General features: G+C 64.0%; 11 protein-coding genes. 6 read left to right on the forward strand and 5 right to left on the reverse strand.

Annotation, left to right across the window (positions count from 1 at the left end):
• Positions 1-4: 4 nt before the first annotated feature.
• Positions 5-2,353 (reverse strand): Tex family protein, encoded by a 2,349-nt coding sequence (locus B0G83_RS08235; protein ID WP_105506939.1) that lies wholly within the window; start codon positions 2,351-2,353, stop codon positions 5-7.
• 439 nt (positions 2,354-2,792) lie between these two features.
• On the opposite strand from B0G83_RS08235, the gene B0G83_RS08240 reads away from it, so the two are divergent.
• The 3 genes from B0G83_RS08240 (at position 2,793) to B0G83_RS08250 (ending at position 6,366) form a co-directional block, all read left to right on the forward strand.
• On the forward strand, positions 2,793-3,653 hold the full coding sequence (locus B0G83_RS08240; protein ID WP_308701402.1) for a hypothetical protein: 861 nt from the start codon (positions 2,793-2,795) through the stop codon (positions 3,651-3,653).
• Between the two features lie 163 nt (positions 3,654-3,816).
• Positions 3,817-4,035, forward strand: coding sequence for a DUF465 domain-containing protein (locus B0G83_RS08245; RefSeq protein WP_035546409.1), 219 nt, complete (start codon positions 3,817-3,819; stop codon positions 4,033-4,035).
• A 63-nt stretch (positions 4,036-4,098) separates the two neighbouring features.
• Complete coding sequence (locus B0G83_RS08250; RefSeq protein ID WP_105506940.1) at positions 4,099-6,366, forward strand: ATP-dependent DNA helicase; 2,268 nt, start codon at positions 4,099-4,101, stop codon at positions 6,364-6,366.
• Positions 6,367-6,525: 159 nt separating this feature from the next.
• Here the strand turns inward: B0G83_RS08250 and B0G83_RS39075 are convergent, their stop codons facing one another.
• Positions 6,526-6,801, reverse strand: coding sequence for a hypothetical protein (locus B0G83_RS39075; RefSeq protein WP_081935648.1), 276 nt, complete (start codon positions 6,799-6,801; stop codon positions 6,526-6,528).
• 245 nt (positions 6,802-7,046) lie between these two features.
• Positions 7,047-8,288, reverse strand: coding sequence for a cupin domain-containing protein (locus tag B0G83_RS08265; RefSeq protein ID WP_105506941.1), 1,242 nt, complete (start codon positions 8,286-8,288; stop codon positions 7,047-7,049).
• 32 nt (positions 8,289-8,320) lie between these two features.
• On the opposite strand from B0G83_RS08265, the gene B0G83_RS08270 reads away from it, so the two are divergent.
• Positions 8,321-8,860, forward strand: a complete 540-nt coding sequence (locus B0G83_RS08270) for a peptidylprolyl isomerase (RefSeq protein ID WP_105506942.1) — start codon at positions 8,321-8,323, stop codon at positions 8,858-8,860.
• Here the strand turns inward: B0G83_RS08270 and B0G83_RS08275 are convergent.
• Both B0G83_RS08275 and mutS read right to left on the reverse strand, forming a co-directional pair.
• The gene (locus B0G83_RS08275) at positions 8,840-10,207 is read right to left on the reverse strand and encodes a hypothetical protein (protein ID WP_105506943.1); all 1,368 of its coding nucleotides are present in this window, start codon (positions 10,205-10,207) and stop codon (positions 8,840-8,842) included. The two genes, B0G83_RS08270 and B0G83_RS08275, sit on opposite strands and share 21 nt — an antisense overlap.
• A complete protein-coding gene (gene mutS / locus B0G83_RS08280) occupies positions 10,194-12,899 on the reverse strand; it encodes a DNA mismatch repair protein MutS (RefSeq protein WP_105506944.1) in 2,706 nt (901 codons plus the stop codon). Before mutS ends, B0G83_RS08275 begins: the two co-directional genes overlap by 14 nt.
• 169 nt (positions 12,900-13,068) lie before the next feature.
• Here mutS and B0G83_RS08285 point away from each other — a divergent pair, with 169 nt between their 5' ends.
• Together B0G83_RS08285 and B0G83_RS08290 are read left to right on the forward strand one after the other, a co-directional pair.
• Positions 13,069-14,787: an integrase arm-type DNA-binding domain-containing protein gene (locus B0G83_RS08285; protein ID WP_105506945.1), complete on the forward strand. Its 1,719-nt coding sequence runs from the start codon at positions 13,069-13,071 to the stop codon at positions 14,785-14,787.
• Positions 14,784-15,470: a hypothetical protein gene (locus B0G83_RS08290; protein WP_105506946.1), complete on the forward strand. Its 687-nt coding sequence runs from the start codon at positions 14,784-14,786 to the stop codon at positions 15,468-15,470. Before B0G83_RS08285 ends, B0G83_RS08290 begins: the two co-directional genes overlap by 4 nt.
• Positions 15,471-15,526 lie beyond the last annotated feature (56 nt).

Raw genomic sequence — 15,526 nt, forward strand, 5'->3', positions numbered from 1 at the left:
TCGCTTACTTCTGCTTCAGCTTCGCGAATGCCGCCGCCATGGCGCCGCCGGCTTCCGGCTCACGCGAGCGCTGTTGCTGCGCGCCGCGTCCACCGCCGCCCGAGCGCGCCGCGCCGCCACGGTCCTGCTGCGCACCGCCGCCGCTACGCGTGGCCGCTGCGCCGAACTCATCGTCCAGTCGCATGGTCAAGGCGATACGCTGACGTTTCACGTCGACTTCCAGCACTTTCACCTTGACGATCTGGCCGGCCTTGACGACTTCATGCGGATCCTTGATGAACTTCGTCGACAGGGCCGACACGTGCACCAGACCGTCCTGGTGCACGCCGACGTCGATGAACGCACCGAACGCCGCCACGTTCGTCACGACGCCTTCGAGCACCATGCCCGGCGTCAGGTCGCTGACTTTCTCGACGCCTTCGCGGAACGTCGCGGTCTTGAACTCCGGACGCGGATCGCGGCCCGGCTTTTCGAGTTCGAGCAGGATGTCGCGCACGGTCGGCAAGCCGAAACGATCGTCGACGAATTCAGCCGGCGACAGGCCGCGCAATGCGTCGCGATTGCCCAGCACTTCGCCGACATGCTTGCTGATCTTCGCCAGCATCCGTTCGACGACCGGATACGCTTCCGGGTGAACCGACGAGCGGTCGAGCGGATTTTCGCCGTTGTTGATCCGCAGAAAGCCGGCGGCTTGCTCGAACGTCTTGTCGCCCAGACGCGGCACCTTGCGCAGATGTTCGCGCGACGGGAACGGACCGTTCGCATCGCGATAGTCGACGATATTGCGTGCCAACGTGGCGTTCAATCCCGACACGCGCGCGAGCAGCGCGACCGACGCGGTATTCGCGTCCACGCCGACCGCGTTCACGCAGTCTTCGACCACGGCGTCCAGCGAGCGCGCCAGCTCTCGCTGATTCACGTCGTGCTGATATTGGCCGACGCCGATCGCCTTCGGCTCGATCTTCACAAGCTCGGCGAGCGGGTCTTGGAGACGCCGTGCGATCGACACCGCGCCGCGCAGTGTCACGTCCATGTCCGGGAATTCCTTTGCCGCGATCTCGGACGCCGAGTACACCGACGCGCCGGCTTCCGACACGACGATCTTCTGCAGGTTGAATTCCGGATGCCGCGCGATCAGTTCGCTGGCGAGCTTGTCCGTTTCGCGCGACGCCGTACCGTTGCCGATACTGATTAGCTCGGCCTGCGTCTGCGCGCACAGGCGCGCCAGCTTGGCGATCGAGCCGTCCCAGTCGCGGCGCGGCTCGTGCGGATAGATCACGTCGGTGGCGAGCACCTTGCCGGTCCGATCGACCACGGCCACCTTCACGCCGGTGCGCATGCCCGGATCGAGACCGATCACGGCCTTCGGGCCCGCGGGCGCGGCCAGCAGCAGGTCCTTCAGATTGCGCGCAAACACGCGAATCGCTTCGTGTTCGGCTTCGTCGCGCAGGTTGGTCAGCAGCTCGTTTTCGATGTGCGGCTGCACCTTCACGCGCCAGCACCAGCGGCACACGTCGGAGAGCCACTTGTCGGCCGGCCGGTTCTGATTGGCGATGCCGAAGTGACGCGCGACCAGCGCTTCGCCCGGATGCGGCACCTGCGCGTCGAGTTCTTCGCCGAGGCCCAGCTTGACCATCAGCACGCCCGCATTGCGGCCGCGGAACAGCGCCAGCGCGCGATGCGACGGCACGGTGCGAATGGTTTCCGCGTAGTCGTAGTAATCGCGGAATTTTTCTTCTTCCGCGTTTTCCTTGCCCTCGACCACCTTCGACGACAGCACGCCCTGGTTGAACAGGTAATCGCGCAGCTTGCCGAGCAGGTCGGCGGTTTCGCCGAACTGTTCCGACAGGATGTCGCGCGCGCCGTCGAGCGCGGCCTTGACATCCGCGACGCCTTTCTCGGCGTCCACGTAGGCGGCGGCTTCGGTTTGTGGGTCGAGCAGGGGATTGGCCAGCAGCGCGTCGGCGAGCGGCTGCAAGCCGGCTTCGCGGGCGATCTGCGCGCGCGTGCGGCGCTTCGGCTTGTACGGGAGATACAGGTCTTCCAGCACCTGCTTGCTGTCCGCGCCTTCGATCGCGTTGCGCAGTTCGTCGGTGAGCTTGCCCTGCTCGTCGATGCTGGCGATGATGGCCACGCGCCGGTCTTCCAGCTCGCGCAGGTACAGCAGGCGTTCCTCGAGATTACGCAGTTGCGTGTCGTCGAGATTGTCGGTCACTTCCTTACGGTAGCGGGCGATGAACGGAACAGTCGCTCCTTCGTCGAGAAGTTGCACCGCGGCCGCGACCTGGCGCGGCTGGACGGACAGTTCGGCGGCGATGCGCTGTACGATCTTGAGTGCTACGTTTTCCGTCATAAGGTCTTGGTGTTCCTGCGGACTCGATCTAAGGCCGCGCGCTGACGACACGTTGGGGGCACGGTGTGCGCCATATCGGGCACGTGTTGCACGGTGTGGATCACGCCGTGAAGCACGCCGGGCGTGCGCGCTGCGACCAGGTTGCTAGAGCGGGGCATTTTGCCATAAATGCCAAAGGGCTCAACCGCAGGGTGATAGAATTTCGGGCATGTTCCGTTGACCTCCTACGACGTTGCCGATCTCCTTGTCCCTCAACTGCCTGGGCTCCCGCTTGGTCTCTCGCTTGCCACAATCGCCGCTGTTTTCGCGTTCGCCGCTCGTGTCGCTCACGCGGGTAACGCGCTCCGTGTTCAAGTCCGTGCCCGTTCCCAACAGCGTGTTCGCCGCGTCTTGCGCAGCGGGCGTGCTGGCCGTTGCGCTGGGGCTGTCCGCACCCGCCATGGCGCAGACCGCCGGGCAAGCTTCGGCGCCCATGATGGGCGGCAGCGCCACGGCGGCTGCGTCGGATGCTCGGGCGGTGGATACAAGCGGTGGCATGAACACCGGCAACGCAGACAGCAGCGCTAGCACCGCGGCACAAGACAATGCGTTCGACGCGCGCCAGAAAGTGCTGGATCAGCGCAGCGAGGAAAACAACTACCGTTACGGGGTTGCCGAACACGACTGCTATAGCAAGTTCTTCGTCAACTACTGCCTGAACAAGGCGCGCGACAGCATGCGCGTCGTGCAGGCCGACATTCGCAAGGAACAACTGGCGCTCGACGGTGAGCAGCGCGCACAGCGCGCCCGCGACCGTGATGAGCAGGCCGCGATTAAACGCGCGCAAGACGAAGCGAGCGCCCCGCAGCGCGCCGCCGAAGACGCGCGCAACACGCAGGCGTACCAGGACAAGCAGCGCCAGCATCAACTCGATCAGGCGCAGCGCACCGCCGAGGCGCCGCAGCGCAGCGCCAACGCGCAGGCGTATCAGGACAAGCAGCGCCAGCATGCGCTGGATCAGGCGCAGCGCGGTGTGAGCCCGTCGCAGGCAGCCGCCAATCAGCAGGCGTACGATCAGAAGCAGGGCGACTTCCAGCGCAAGCTCGAGGAAGCCCGTCAGCAGGGCGCGCAGAAGGCGCAGGAGCGCGTCGAAAAACAGCAGAGCTTCGAGAAGAAGCAGGTTGACGCGGCGCAGCACAAAGCCGACGTCGAGTCGCGTCAGAAGCAGGCGGCCGATAAAGCGGAGCAGAAACGTCAGGATCAGTTGAAACAGCAGCAGGAACTCGAACAACAGCAGAAACTGCAACAGGAGCAACAGTGAGCGTGCTGTCGTTGAGCACCGTGCTTGCTTGCTGTAATGGGCTCGGGCCGGTTCACCGTGACTGGTCGGCGCCGCAGTCGCCGTAACGCGTTTTTAAGCCGTACAGCAACCTCAGGCATCGAGCCGCACACGCGGTTCGTGCCGTCGACGAGAGGAGGCGAGCATGCGCGATCAACATCACGTCATCGACGCGAACACACTTCGCGACCGTATTCTGCAACTGGAATCGGAGCACAGCGGGCTCGATCGTTTGATCGACCGAATGTCGGATGAGCCCGGCATCGACGACTTCGAGTTGCAGCGTTTGAAAAAGCGCAAACTCAAAGTCAAGGACACCATCATCTTGCTGCAATTGCAGCTCGAACCGGACACACGCGCCTGAGTTCGCGGCCTGGCAAGCGCCGGGCGCGCGCCGCGCGAGCCGGACTTTGCAGGAACGCTTGCCTTGAATTCATCGCTTGAACCTTCACCCCGCGCCGCCTCGGGCGACGTCGCATCGGAAGCCGGCACGCCGGTGGCGCCGCGTGCGGCCGCGTCCGCGCTGAGCGCGTCGTTGAATCCGCGCCGGGCCACCGAACTGGACGAGATCTTCGCCGACAACGGATTGCTGGCGAGGCAGATCGACGGTTATCGGTCGCGCGCGTCGCAGATCGAGATGTCGCGCGCGGTCGCCGCGGCAATGGAAGCGTCGGGCCGCGCCATGCCCGAACCCGCGATGTTCGAGGCGCAGAAGCGTCCGGCGCGACGACTCGGCGCGCCGTCGGGCGCGGAGGCGGCCGCTGTCGAAAGCGACGAAGCGAACAGCCTCGACGGCAGCGAAAACACGCTGATCGTCGAAGCGGGCACGGGCACCGGCAAGACCTATGCTTATCTCGTGCCGGCCATGTTGTGGGGCGGCAAGGTGATCGTCTCCACCGGCACCAAGCACTTGCAGGACCAGCTGTTTCAGCGCGACATTCCGACCGTGCGCGACGCGCTCGCGGTGCCGGTGTCGGTCGCCATGCTCAAGGGGCGCGCGAACTACCTGTGCCACTACTATCTGCAGCGCACCGCGGACAACGGCCGTCTGCCGTCGCGGCAGGAAACCTCGTATCTACAGGACATCGTGCGCTTCGCGAAGATCACGCGCACCGGCGACAAGGCCGAACTCGCGAGCGTTCCGGAAACGGCGGCGGTGTGGTCGATGGTGACGTCGACGCGCGAAAACTGTCTCGGCCAGGAGTGCCCGCACTACAAGGATTGCTTCGTCATGCAGGCGCGCCGTGAGGCGCAGCAGGCGGATATCGTGGTGGTGAATCACCATCTGTTTTTCGCCGACATCATGTTGCGCGATACCGGCATGGCCGAGTTGCTGCCCACCGCCAACACGGTCATCTTCGATGAAGCGCATCAATTGCCGGAAACCGCCACGCTGTTTTTCGGCGAGACGTTGTCCACCACGCAGTTTCTCGAACTAGCTCGCGACTCTGTCGCGGAAGGCCTGGGTCATGCGCGCGAAACCGTCGACTGGGTGAAGCTCGGCTCGACGCTCGAACGCGCGGCGCGCGATGTACGGCTCGCGTTCAAGGAAGACTCGGTGCGCTTGTCGATCGGGCAGTTGCCCGACGACCATCCGTTGTTTGCCGCGCTCGAAACGCTCGAAACCGAACTCGACGCATTGGCGTCGGCGCTCGCGAGCCAGGCCGAGCGCGCCGAATCGATCGGCGCGTGTCTGCGCCGCGCACGCGAGCTGCAAGGCGTGCTCGCCGGCTGGACCACACCGCCCACTGAAACCGAACGCGCGTCGGCTGATAACGCGGCTCAGGGCGCTTCCGCCGACGGCAAGAGCGAACGCGCCGACCCGAACGAAAAGGTGCGCTGGATCGAAGTCTTCTCGCATACGGTGCAGTTGCATGAGACACCACTGTCGGTCGCGCCGATCTTCGCGAAGCAGCGCGCCGGCGTGCCGCGTGCGTGGATCTTCACGTCGGCCACGTTGTCGGTGCGCGGCGACTTCACGCACTACGCCGCGCAGATGGGCCTGAACGCGAAGCGTTCGATGACGCTGCCCAGTCCCTTCGACTATCCGACGCAGGGACTGCTGTACGTGCCGCGCAATCTGCCGCAGCCTTCCTCGCCCATGTTCACCGACGCCGTGTTCGACGCGGCGTTGCCCGCGATCGAAGCGTCGGGTGGCGGCGTTTTCATGCTGTGCACAACGCTGCGCGCGGTGGACCGTATTTCGAACAAATTGCGCGACACGATCGAAGCACGCGGCTGGGACTATCCGCTGCTCGTGCAGGGCGATGCGAGCCGCACCGAATTGCTCGACCGTTTCCGCTCATACGGCAATGCGATCCTGGTGGGCAGTCAGAGTTTCTGGGAAGGGGTCGACGTGCGCGGCGACGCGCTGTCGCTGGTGGTGATCGACAAGCTGCCGTTCGCCCCGCCCGACGACCCGGTGTTGTCCGCGCGTCTCGACGCGTTGACGAAGAAAGGCTTGAGCCCGTTCGCCGTGCATCAATTGCCGCAGGCCGTGATTACGCTGAAGCAGGGCGCAGGCCGTCTGATTCGCGCTGAGACCGATCGCGGCGTGCTGATGATCTGCGACACGCGTCTCGTCGACAAACCGTATGGGCGCCGGATATGGCAGAGCCTGCCGCCATTCAAGCGCACCCGTGAGATCGAGGTGGTGCGCGAGTTTTTCGAAGAGAGCGCGACACCGGCCGAATAACGCAGACCGGTCGGTATTAAGTCGGCGCCGTTGTAAAAAACGGCGCCCAAACGACAAAACGCCACGGATGTGAATCCGTGGCGTTTTGCTTTACTGCCCGGGAAATCGAGGGGATTTCCCGATGCAGTTTTCGCCCAGAGGCGAACCCTATGCGACAGCTTACTGGCTTGCGCCCGAAGCCGGAGCAGCAGCCGAAGCAGCAGCGTCCGAAGCAGCAGCGGTTGCGTCCGAAGCAGCCGTCGTAGCCGAAGCAGCAGCGTCGCTCGCAGCAGCAGCCGCACCCGAAGCAGCCATCGCCGAATCCGAAGCTGCAGCAGCCGGTGCCGAAGCAGCAGCTGCGTCGCTAGCCGGGGCAGCGGCTTGATCGTTGCTCTTGTTGCATGCAGCCAGTGCCACAGCTGCCAACAGGGATGCTACGAGGAGGGATTTCTTCATGATCACGTCCTTTTATGGTTTAAAGGTAAGCAACAGCGCAAAATAAAACCGGTAATGTGCTCCAACACCGACCTGGGCCGTTGGTGGAGAAGCTCTTTGAACGAGCTGGAATCTTCCCTACGGCTTGGGCGGAAATTATATGCACTTTCGTACTGACAATCCATAAATCCGGGGTCAATACGTTGTCTTTCTCATACAAAATTTGAAAGTACGGTATAGCAGGTGAACAAGAGTTGCGCAAACAGTTACGCAAGCTCGCCCACTTCTATCCAGCCCGCACAATACCACTCGTGCAGCAATGCTGTCACCGACGAATCGTGTGAGAGTGTTACAAAGCGTTTCGCACTCATACACCGGTGGTCAGCGAGGTCAATCAACCACTTTTTCGCGCCGTTAAATAACGTTTCCTCTCCATTTACGAAGAAAAAACGGCGGTTGTACAACAAATTAGTCTTGCGGTTCAGCCGAATGCCTGACTTTGATGCGCGACTGATGAAACGGGCTTCGTTAAGCGGCCTTTGCGGCGGATCAAACACGACGCTCGGCTTCGGTTCGCTGAGGTACGTGCCAAGGAACGACGCAATATCCTGCTCATTCCATTTAATCCCAGCAAGGATCGCGCCAACCCTTTCGACCAGCGGCGCCGGCAACTCGGCCGGACGCTCGACGGCGGGTTGCTGCGGATCGCGATACAACGCGCCCGACGGGCTGGCCGACTCGCCGCGCTCGGCCAGATGGTAGAGGAATTGCGCGGTCAACTCGCTCGCCGAGGGCGCGCGGAAGCCGATCGAACAGGTCATGCATTCGCCCTCGGCGATGCCGTCATGGGCGATATGCGGCGGCAGGTAAAGCATGTCGCCCGGTTCGAGAACCCATTCCTCTTCGGCCTGGAAATTCTGTAAAACTTTCAAAGGCGGACCGTCTTGCAGTGTCAGATCTTTCTGCGCGCTGATGCGCCAACGGCGCTTGCCTTTTACTTGCAAAAGAAACACATCGTAGGAATCGAAGTGCGGGCCGACACCGCCGCCGTCACTTGCGTACGAGATCATCAGGTCGTCGAGTCGCGCGTCCGGCACGAAGCGGAAACGGTCCAGCAACGCGCGCGCACGGTTGTCGTAAAGATCGACGCCTTGCACGAGTAAAGTCCATGCGCGCTGCTTCAGCGACGGCAGTTCGTCCAGCGCGAACGGGCCGTGTTCGAGTTTCCACTTGTTGCGAAAATGGGTGATGAGGCGAGCTTCGACTTCGTCCCGATCGGCCAGCTCGAACAATTCGTCGCGCGAGAGCGGGGCCTCGACGTTCGGGATCGCCTGACGGATCAGCAGCGGCTTCTTTTGCCAGTAGCGGCGCATGAATTGCGACGGCGTCAGATTACCGAGCAACGGTGTCGGCGTATCGGACGAAGGCGGCAGAACCGGCTTTGCCGCCGATGATGAATTCCTTGCCGAAGCTGTGTCGGCCGGGTGGTCAATGGGCCGCTTGGGCATCGTATAATGTGAGTTGTATTCTGGAGAATCGAATGAAAATCGCAAAGAACACCGTCGTATCGGTCGCTTACAAGCTGTCGGATGCGCAGGGCAATCTGATTGAAGAGAGCGACGAGCCGATGGTCTATCTGCACGGCGGCTATGATGGCACGTTCCCCAAGATCGAGGAAGAGCTCGACGGCCACGAGGCCGGCTTCGAGGCCCAGATCCAGCTTGAGCCGGCCGACGCGTTCGGCGAGTACGACCCCGACCTCGTGAAGATCGAGCCGCGCGATCGTTTTCCTGAACCGCTCGAAGTCGGCATGCAATTCGAAGGCACGCCGGAAGAAGGCGACGAAGATCTCGATTCGCTCGTCTACGTGGTGACGGACGTCGCGGAAGACAAAGTCGTGCTCGACGGCAACCATCCGCTCGCCGGCATGGCGTTGCGTTTCGCGCTGACGGTCAAAGACGTGCGTCCCGCGACCGAAGACGAAATCCAGCACGAACACGCGCATGGCGCCGACGGCCTCGAAGTTCTCGATGAAGACGACGAAGCCGACGAAGACGAATCAGGGCCCACGCTGCACTGAACTGGCGGGCACGCCGCCGTTAAGGTTCGAGCCTGAAGCGGCGCCCGGCAGGTACGGCAAGGTAGCGGAAGCGGGCGGGACCGAAGTTGCGGGCCCGTAGCCGCCACCGCCCTGATCGGCCGGAATGCGCGGTTGCTGATCCAGTTGCGACTCCCCAGGCGTCGGCAACAGCGGCGGCAATTCCGAAGCGGGCCCGAGCGCCGGCACGGCCGGCATCGACGCGGCGGGCTCCTCGTGCGGCAGCAATGGCGGCGGCACGGGCAAAGGCATTTGCTTCGGCACATCGCGCACACTCACGCGGAACGGCGGCTTCCTGCCGAGATCCGCTTCAATCCGAATCCATTGGGTAAGACGATCATGCGGCGCAAGGGCGATCCGCGTGAGGTTCGTCACCAGCGCGCCCTTGTCATTGCGTAACGGCTGATCGATCAGAAAGCCGCCGCTCGCGTGTTCGTCGTCGCAATGAATCACGAGCACCGGTCCGCGGAAAGTCTGCGCGAGTTTGACCAGGCTGCGCTTGAACTCCAGAAAACCGTCGCGGCGTGTGCTGCGTGCAAAACGCAGCCAGGCGAAGCGATCCGGCCGTTCATAACGCTCCGGGTCGGGGTCGCCTTGAATGAACACGACGATCGCGCGCGCGTCGCGGCGTTTCGCGTATTCGCCGGCATGCTCGAGCCAGAATGCATTGGCGATGACCCGGTCTTCGAATTCACCGTTGCGGCCACCCGCGGTCAGGTAGTGATTGTTCGGGCTCGGCGCGTTCAGACCGATGAACACGGTATCGCCCACTTGCCAGCGCACGTTCTCGCGAAACGGACGAAAGCGCGAGACTTCGCTTTCGCGCGTCAGTGTGATGGGGTTTTGACCCATCGACGTCGAGTCGGCGAACAGCGTCTGGCGCAGCTGGTCGAGCCGTTCGGTCGGGTCGAACCCGCCGGCCCCGGCCGTGCCGCAATCGGCCCAGTCATGCTGGCCCGGAATGAAGAACAGCGCGGGCCGCGACGTTTCGAGCAACGCGTGACGGCGCTCGTAGAGCGCGTCGCGGCAGGCTTCTTTCGCGCCTTTCAGATTGCCGTTGTAGACGATAAACGCGATGTCGCGTTCTCGCCCGATCGCGTCGATCAGGCGCTGCGTGGCGGCTTCGTCGGCGGTGTTTTGCAGCGTGTTGGCGATCACAGCGAACGCATAGCGTTGCGCTTCGGCGTGCGCCGGCTGGGCGCACATCAGCAGACCCGTAAGCAGACCCACGAGAGGCACGAGTCCACCCGCGAGCGTCAGGGGGAAGGTCAGCGCCGTGCGAAACCTGCACGGACGCCGCCGGGGTCTGGGAGCGTCAATGATCCGCATCTGGCGCGGTAGCCAGCTCGTGCAGGTCGTACAGCAGGTCGAGCGCTTCTCGTGGCCGCAAGTCGTTCGGGTCGATTGCGCGCAGGCGTTCGGCGAGCGCCTGCATGGCGGGCGGTAGCGCGGCGGGCGGCGGTGCGTCGTAACGGTCGTCGTCCGCGTCTTCGACCAGCATCGGCAGCGGGGCGGCGAACAGGTCGAGTTGCGGCGCGGGTTGCGCCGCCGATTGCTGTTCAAGATGCGCCAGATGCTTGCGTGCCGCGCGAATTACCGCGTTGGGCACGCCCGCGAGCTGCGCGACCTGCAGCCCATAGCTCTGATTTGCCGGGCCTTCGCTGACCGCATGCAGGAACACGATGCCGTGCCCATGCTCGACCGCCGACAGATGCACGTTGGCCGCGTGCGGAAACTCGACCGGCAACTGCGTGAGTTCGAAATAGTGCGTGGCGAACAGCGTGTGACAGCCGTTATGCGACAGCAGATGCCGCGCGATCGCCCAGGCCAGCGCGAGCCCGTCGAAGGTCGACGTGCCGCGGCCGATTTCATCCATCAGCACGAGACTTTGCGGCGTCGCGTCGTTCAGGATCGCGGCGGCTTCGGTCATTTCCACCATGAAGGTCGAGCGGCCGCCGGCCAGGTCGTCCGCCGCGCCGATTCGCGTGAAGATGCGGTCGATCGGCCCGAACGCCGCGCGCCGGGCCGGCACGTAGCTACCCACATAAGCGAGCAGCGCGATCAGCGCGGTCTGCCGCATGAAGGTCGATTTACCGCCCATGTTCGGGCCGGTGATCAGCAGCAGTTTGCGCTCGGGTGTCAGCGTGCAGTCGTTGGCGATGAACTGCTCGACCTGCGCCTCGACCACCGGGTGACGCCCCTGTTCGATTTCGATGCCGGTATCCGGCGAGAACGTCGGCGCGACCCAGTCGAGCGCGCGGGCGCGTTCGGCGAAGGCCGCCAGCAGATCGAGTTCGGCGAGCGCCGAAGCAACCCGCTGGCAATCGGGGATAAAGGGCAGCAGCGCCTGCAGCAACGCGTCGTACAGCGAGCGTTCGCGAGCCAGCGCGCGTTCCTGCGCGGACAGCGCTTTGTCCTCGAACGTTTTCAGCTCCGGCGTGATGTAGCGCTCGGCATTCTTCAGCGTCTGACGGCGGCGATAGTCGTCGGGCACTTTGTCGGTCTGGCCGCGCGTGACTTCGATATAGAAGCCGTGCACCTTGTTGTACTCGACGCGCAGATTGCCGATGCCCGTGCGGGCGCGTTCGCGTGTTTCGAGGTCAATCAGGAACTGCCCGCAGTTCTCCGAAATATCGCGCAATTCGTCGAGGTCCGCGTCATAACCGCGTGCGATCACGCCGCCGTCGCGCACCATGGCCGACGGTTCCTGCGCGATCGCGCGTTTGAGCAGTTCGACGCAGTCTTGCGGCGGCACGAGCGAGGCGTCGATACGCGCGAGCGAATCCGCGTTGGACGACACCGCCGCGAGTTGCGTGCGCAGCTCGGGCAACGCGATGAACGTATCGCGCAAGCTCGACAGGTCGCGAGGCCGCGCGGACAACAACGCAAGACGCCCTGTGATCCGTTCGATATCGGAGATTTGCCGCAGCGCGCCGCGCAGCGTGTCGACGCTGACGCCGACCGGCGCATCGAGCAGTGCGCCGATGGCTTGCTGACGTGCTTGCGCCACCGCGGCTTCGCGCGGCGGGTGATGCAGCCAGTGGCGCAGCAGCCGGCTGCCCATGGTCGTGCAGCAGGTGTCGAGCAGCGAGCACAGCGTGGGTGACTCGGTGCCGCGCAGCGTTTCGGTGAGTTCGAGATTGCGGCGCGTGGCCGGGTCGAGGCCGATATATTCGGACTCGTATTCCACCTTCAGGCTGCGCACGTGACGCAATTGCTGGCCCTGCGTGGCCGCCGCGTAGAGTAGCAACGCGCCGGCCGCGCCGCAGGCGGCCGTCAGCGAATGCGCGCCGAAGCCGTCGAGGCCCGCCACTTCCAGTTGATCGCAAAGACGCTGCGTGCCCGACGCGATATCGAAGTGCCACACCGGTACGCGGGTGAGGGCGCCGGCATTGACGGGCGGCGTCCAGCTCGCGGATTCCGCGGTCGAATCGGCCACCAGAATTTCCGCGGGGCGAATGCGTTCGAGCGCGGCCGCCGCCTGGTCGGGCGCGACTTCCGCGAGGCGCAACGCGCCGCTCGCCAGATTCAGCCACGCCAGACCGACGCTGGTTGCGACGCCGCGGCGGTTGTGCGCGACGCACAGCGCCATCAGGTAGACGTCGCTCTTGTCGGACAGCAGCGCTGCGTCCGTGAGAGTGCCTGGCGTGACCACGCGCACCACTTTACGTTCGACGGGACCTTTCGACGTGGCCGGGTCGCCGATCTGTTCGCAGATCGCAACCGATTCGCCGAGCTTCACCAGCTTGGCCAGATACTGTTCGACCGCGTGATGCGGCACGCCGGCCATCTTGATCGGATTGCCGCCCGACGCACCGCGCTGCGTGAGCGTCAGATCGAGCAGGCGGGAGGCCTTTTCGGCGTCGTCGAAAAAGAGCTCGTAGAAGTCGCCCATCCGGTAGAACACCAGCGTGCCCGGATGATCCGCTTTGATGCGCAGGTATTGCTGCATATACGGGGTATGGGTTTTTACCCCCTTACCCGGCGGGCTTTCCGTTTCGGTCGAATCGTTCAAATCCATGCTGCGTAAGCCTTTCAGGCGATCTGTTCAATCTGGGCGCTGGTCGTTTCTCGACAACAGCAGCCAGTAAAATGTATGTCGGGCGTATTCGTACGTCATAGAATACAGACAACGGCTCAAACCCGTGAATACAGCCCAAAACCGTGATTACTTCGGGGCAAAGCACCCTATGAAACTGCACATCACCGCGACCGTCGCGGCTCATTGCCACATCGGCGTTTTGCCGGTGGAAGGACTGCCACCCGAGAAGTGGCCGCCCAACCCAGAACGCAAGTCGTACCTGATCACCTGTACGGATGGCCCCACCGGGTTTGCGATCCGGGTGACCGCCGGCAACGCGTCGTACATCGTTCAGCGCCGGGTCCGAGCGAGCGGGCCTGGAGCCGTGATTCGCGCGACCGTTGGAAAGGTCACGGAGATGACGGTTCAACAGGCGCGCAAAAAAGCCCAGGAGATGCTCGACCAGATCGAGGAAACGGGTCGAGCACCAGGGCCCGACAAGCGGGACCGGGACGAACGGGATCTGTCGTTGGATCAGGTGCTGGACGCTTACAGGCACGAACTCGTGCACCGAAAGCGGCCGGCGAAGGCGTCGTCCCTGCGATCATACGACAAGGCGGTACGTAAACTGGTCAATCTTTGGCCGAGCCGGCGGTTGAACGACCTGTTGGACGAGGAAGTGATCGAAGCGTTTGACGCGATCAACGTGAAGGCCCCGACGACCGCGGAGCAGACCTTCCGCTGGGCCAGCACGGCCACGTCCTTCGCCATCGAGCGCGAGGCGCGGCTGGCGCACCGTCGCGCGGAACGGCCGGTGATGCTGTACAACCCGTTCAACATCCTGCGCACGCGGTACCGCACCCGCCAGGAGTTGGAGAACCATTACAAGAAGGTGGGCCGTCGTCGCCCGCTGACCTTGCAGCAGACGTTGGGCCCCTGGCTTCAGGCGATCTACAACCGGCGCAAGGAAAACCGCACCGGGTGCGATTACCTGCTGCTGGCGACCCTCTGGGGGTGCCGCAGCCAGGAATGCTCGGACCTCATGTGGCTGGACCAGATCACGCCCGAGGAGATCGAGCGCGTGTCGTTCGTCGACCTGGACGCCGGCTACGTGATGATGAGGGAGACTAAAAATAATCTAGACTTCATTCTGCCGATTTGCAGGGCGGCGCGTCGGATTCTGGAGGAGCGGCGGGCGATCCGCGACGAGGAAGCGAAGGCGGACCTGGACACGTTCCGTCGGGACTCCCGCAAGCGGTGGGTGTTCCCGCCCAGGTCCGAGTCGCGGCTGCGCAAGACTCCCCACTACAAGGACAGCAAGTCGCTTCGCTCCTACATTTGCCGCGACGCGGGGCTGGTCCGGTGGGTGATCAAAACCGACCCGGACGGCACCCGGTTCCAGATCCCGGCCCCGACGGTCGGCATGCACGACCTCCGGCGCACGTTCGGTGGGGTCACCGACGCGTTGCATTTCAGCGAGCAGACCACGAAACGATTGCTGAATCACTTCACGAACGCACGGTCGCAGAGCGATCAACGCATCGAGAAGGAGGACGCGGTGACCCCCAACGTGGCCCGGAGCCTGCAAAACACCCAGCACCTGTCGGACGTGACCACGCGCTACACCGAGCCGGACGCCGAGCGCAAACGTGAGGCGATGCAAACGGTGGAACAGGCCATCCTGTCGACCTACCCACCGTTGTTCAACATGCTCGTCGCGACGTCCCCGGAGGTCACGCCGATGCAGCTCTGGGAGCCGGAACCGCTAAAATGGCCGGAGCCCCGGCCCGGCATCGAAGTGCGCTACGGCAAGGACCCGGATCCCGACGCCGAAGACGATGGGGACGATCAGGACGACGAGAACGACGAGGACGACGAAGCAGCATGAGCACCATCACCATCGACCTGCTGGATCAGCCCGACGTTGAGGTGGCGATCCGGCGGCACAACACAATCGCGAAGCTCGACGATGAGGTGAGCGTGAACAAGGAGATCGCGGCCTTGTTCCTCTGCTGCTCCGAACGCACCCTGGACCGCATGCGCACGGAGGGCAACGGTCCCGAGTACACGCAGGACATGCCCCGGGCGGAGGTGTTCGGGGCGAAGCCCAACGGGCGTCGGCCCGGCATCACCTACCTGATGAAGGACCTGCGGCAATGGCGAGACAGCCACAAGGTGCGCAACCCGCGGGAGGCGATCGCCCGGGACCGTCGCGCATTGTCCTTCACCACCCTGGCGGACCTGCTGAACGACCAACCTTGGTTCACCAAGGTGGGGTCGGGCGACCTGGTGGGCCACGCCCTGACGGGACCCATCGAGGTCTTCGAGGAGCGGCTGGTGGATCCCGAGATCGAGGTGACCTGGCTCCCCATGCCCGAGGCCATGACCCGACCTTGGCGCAACCTGCGGGAGCGCACCCCGTTCCACGAGGCGTACATCGGCGTGCTGGGCGAGGCCATGCGCCTGAGCCAGGTCCGGCAGGACGACGCGGTCCTGCGGGCGGAGTTCGACGCGCTGGACGACGAGCGGGGCGAACCCCTGCCACCGGGACCGGTGCACAAAACCTTCTGAACCCCTTCGTGGCTTCAAGACAAACGCCCCGTTCCCGGGGCGTTGTTGCTTCCAGG

It is taken from the genome of Paraburkholderia sp. BL21I4N1 (genome assembly GCF_002973525.1).
GTDB lineage: Bacteria > Pseudomonadota > Gammaproteobacteria > Burkholderiales > Burkholderiaceae > Paraburkholderia.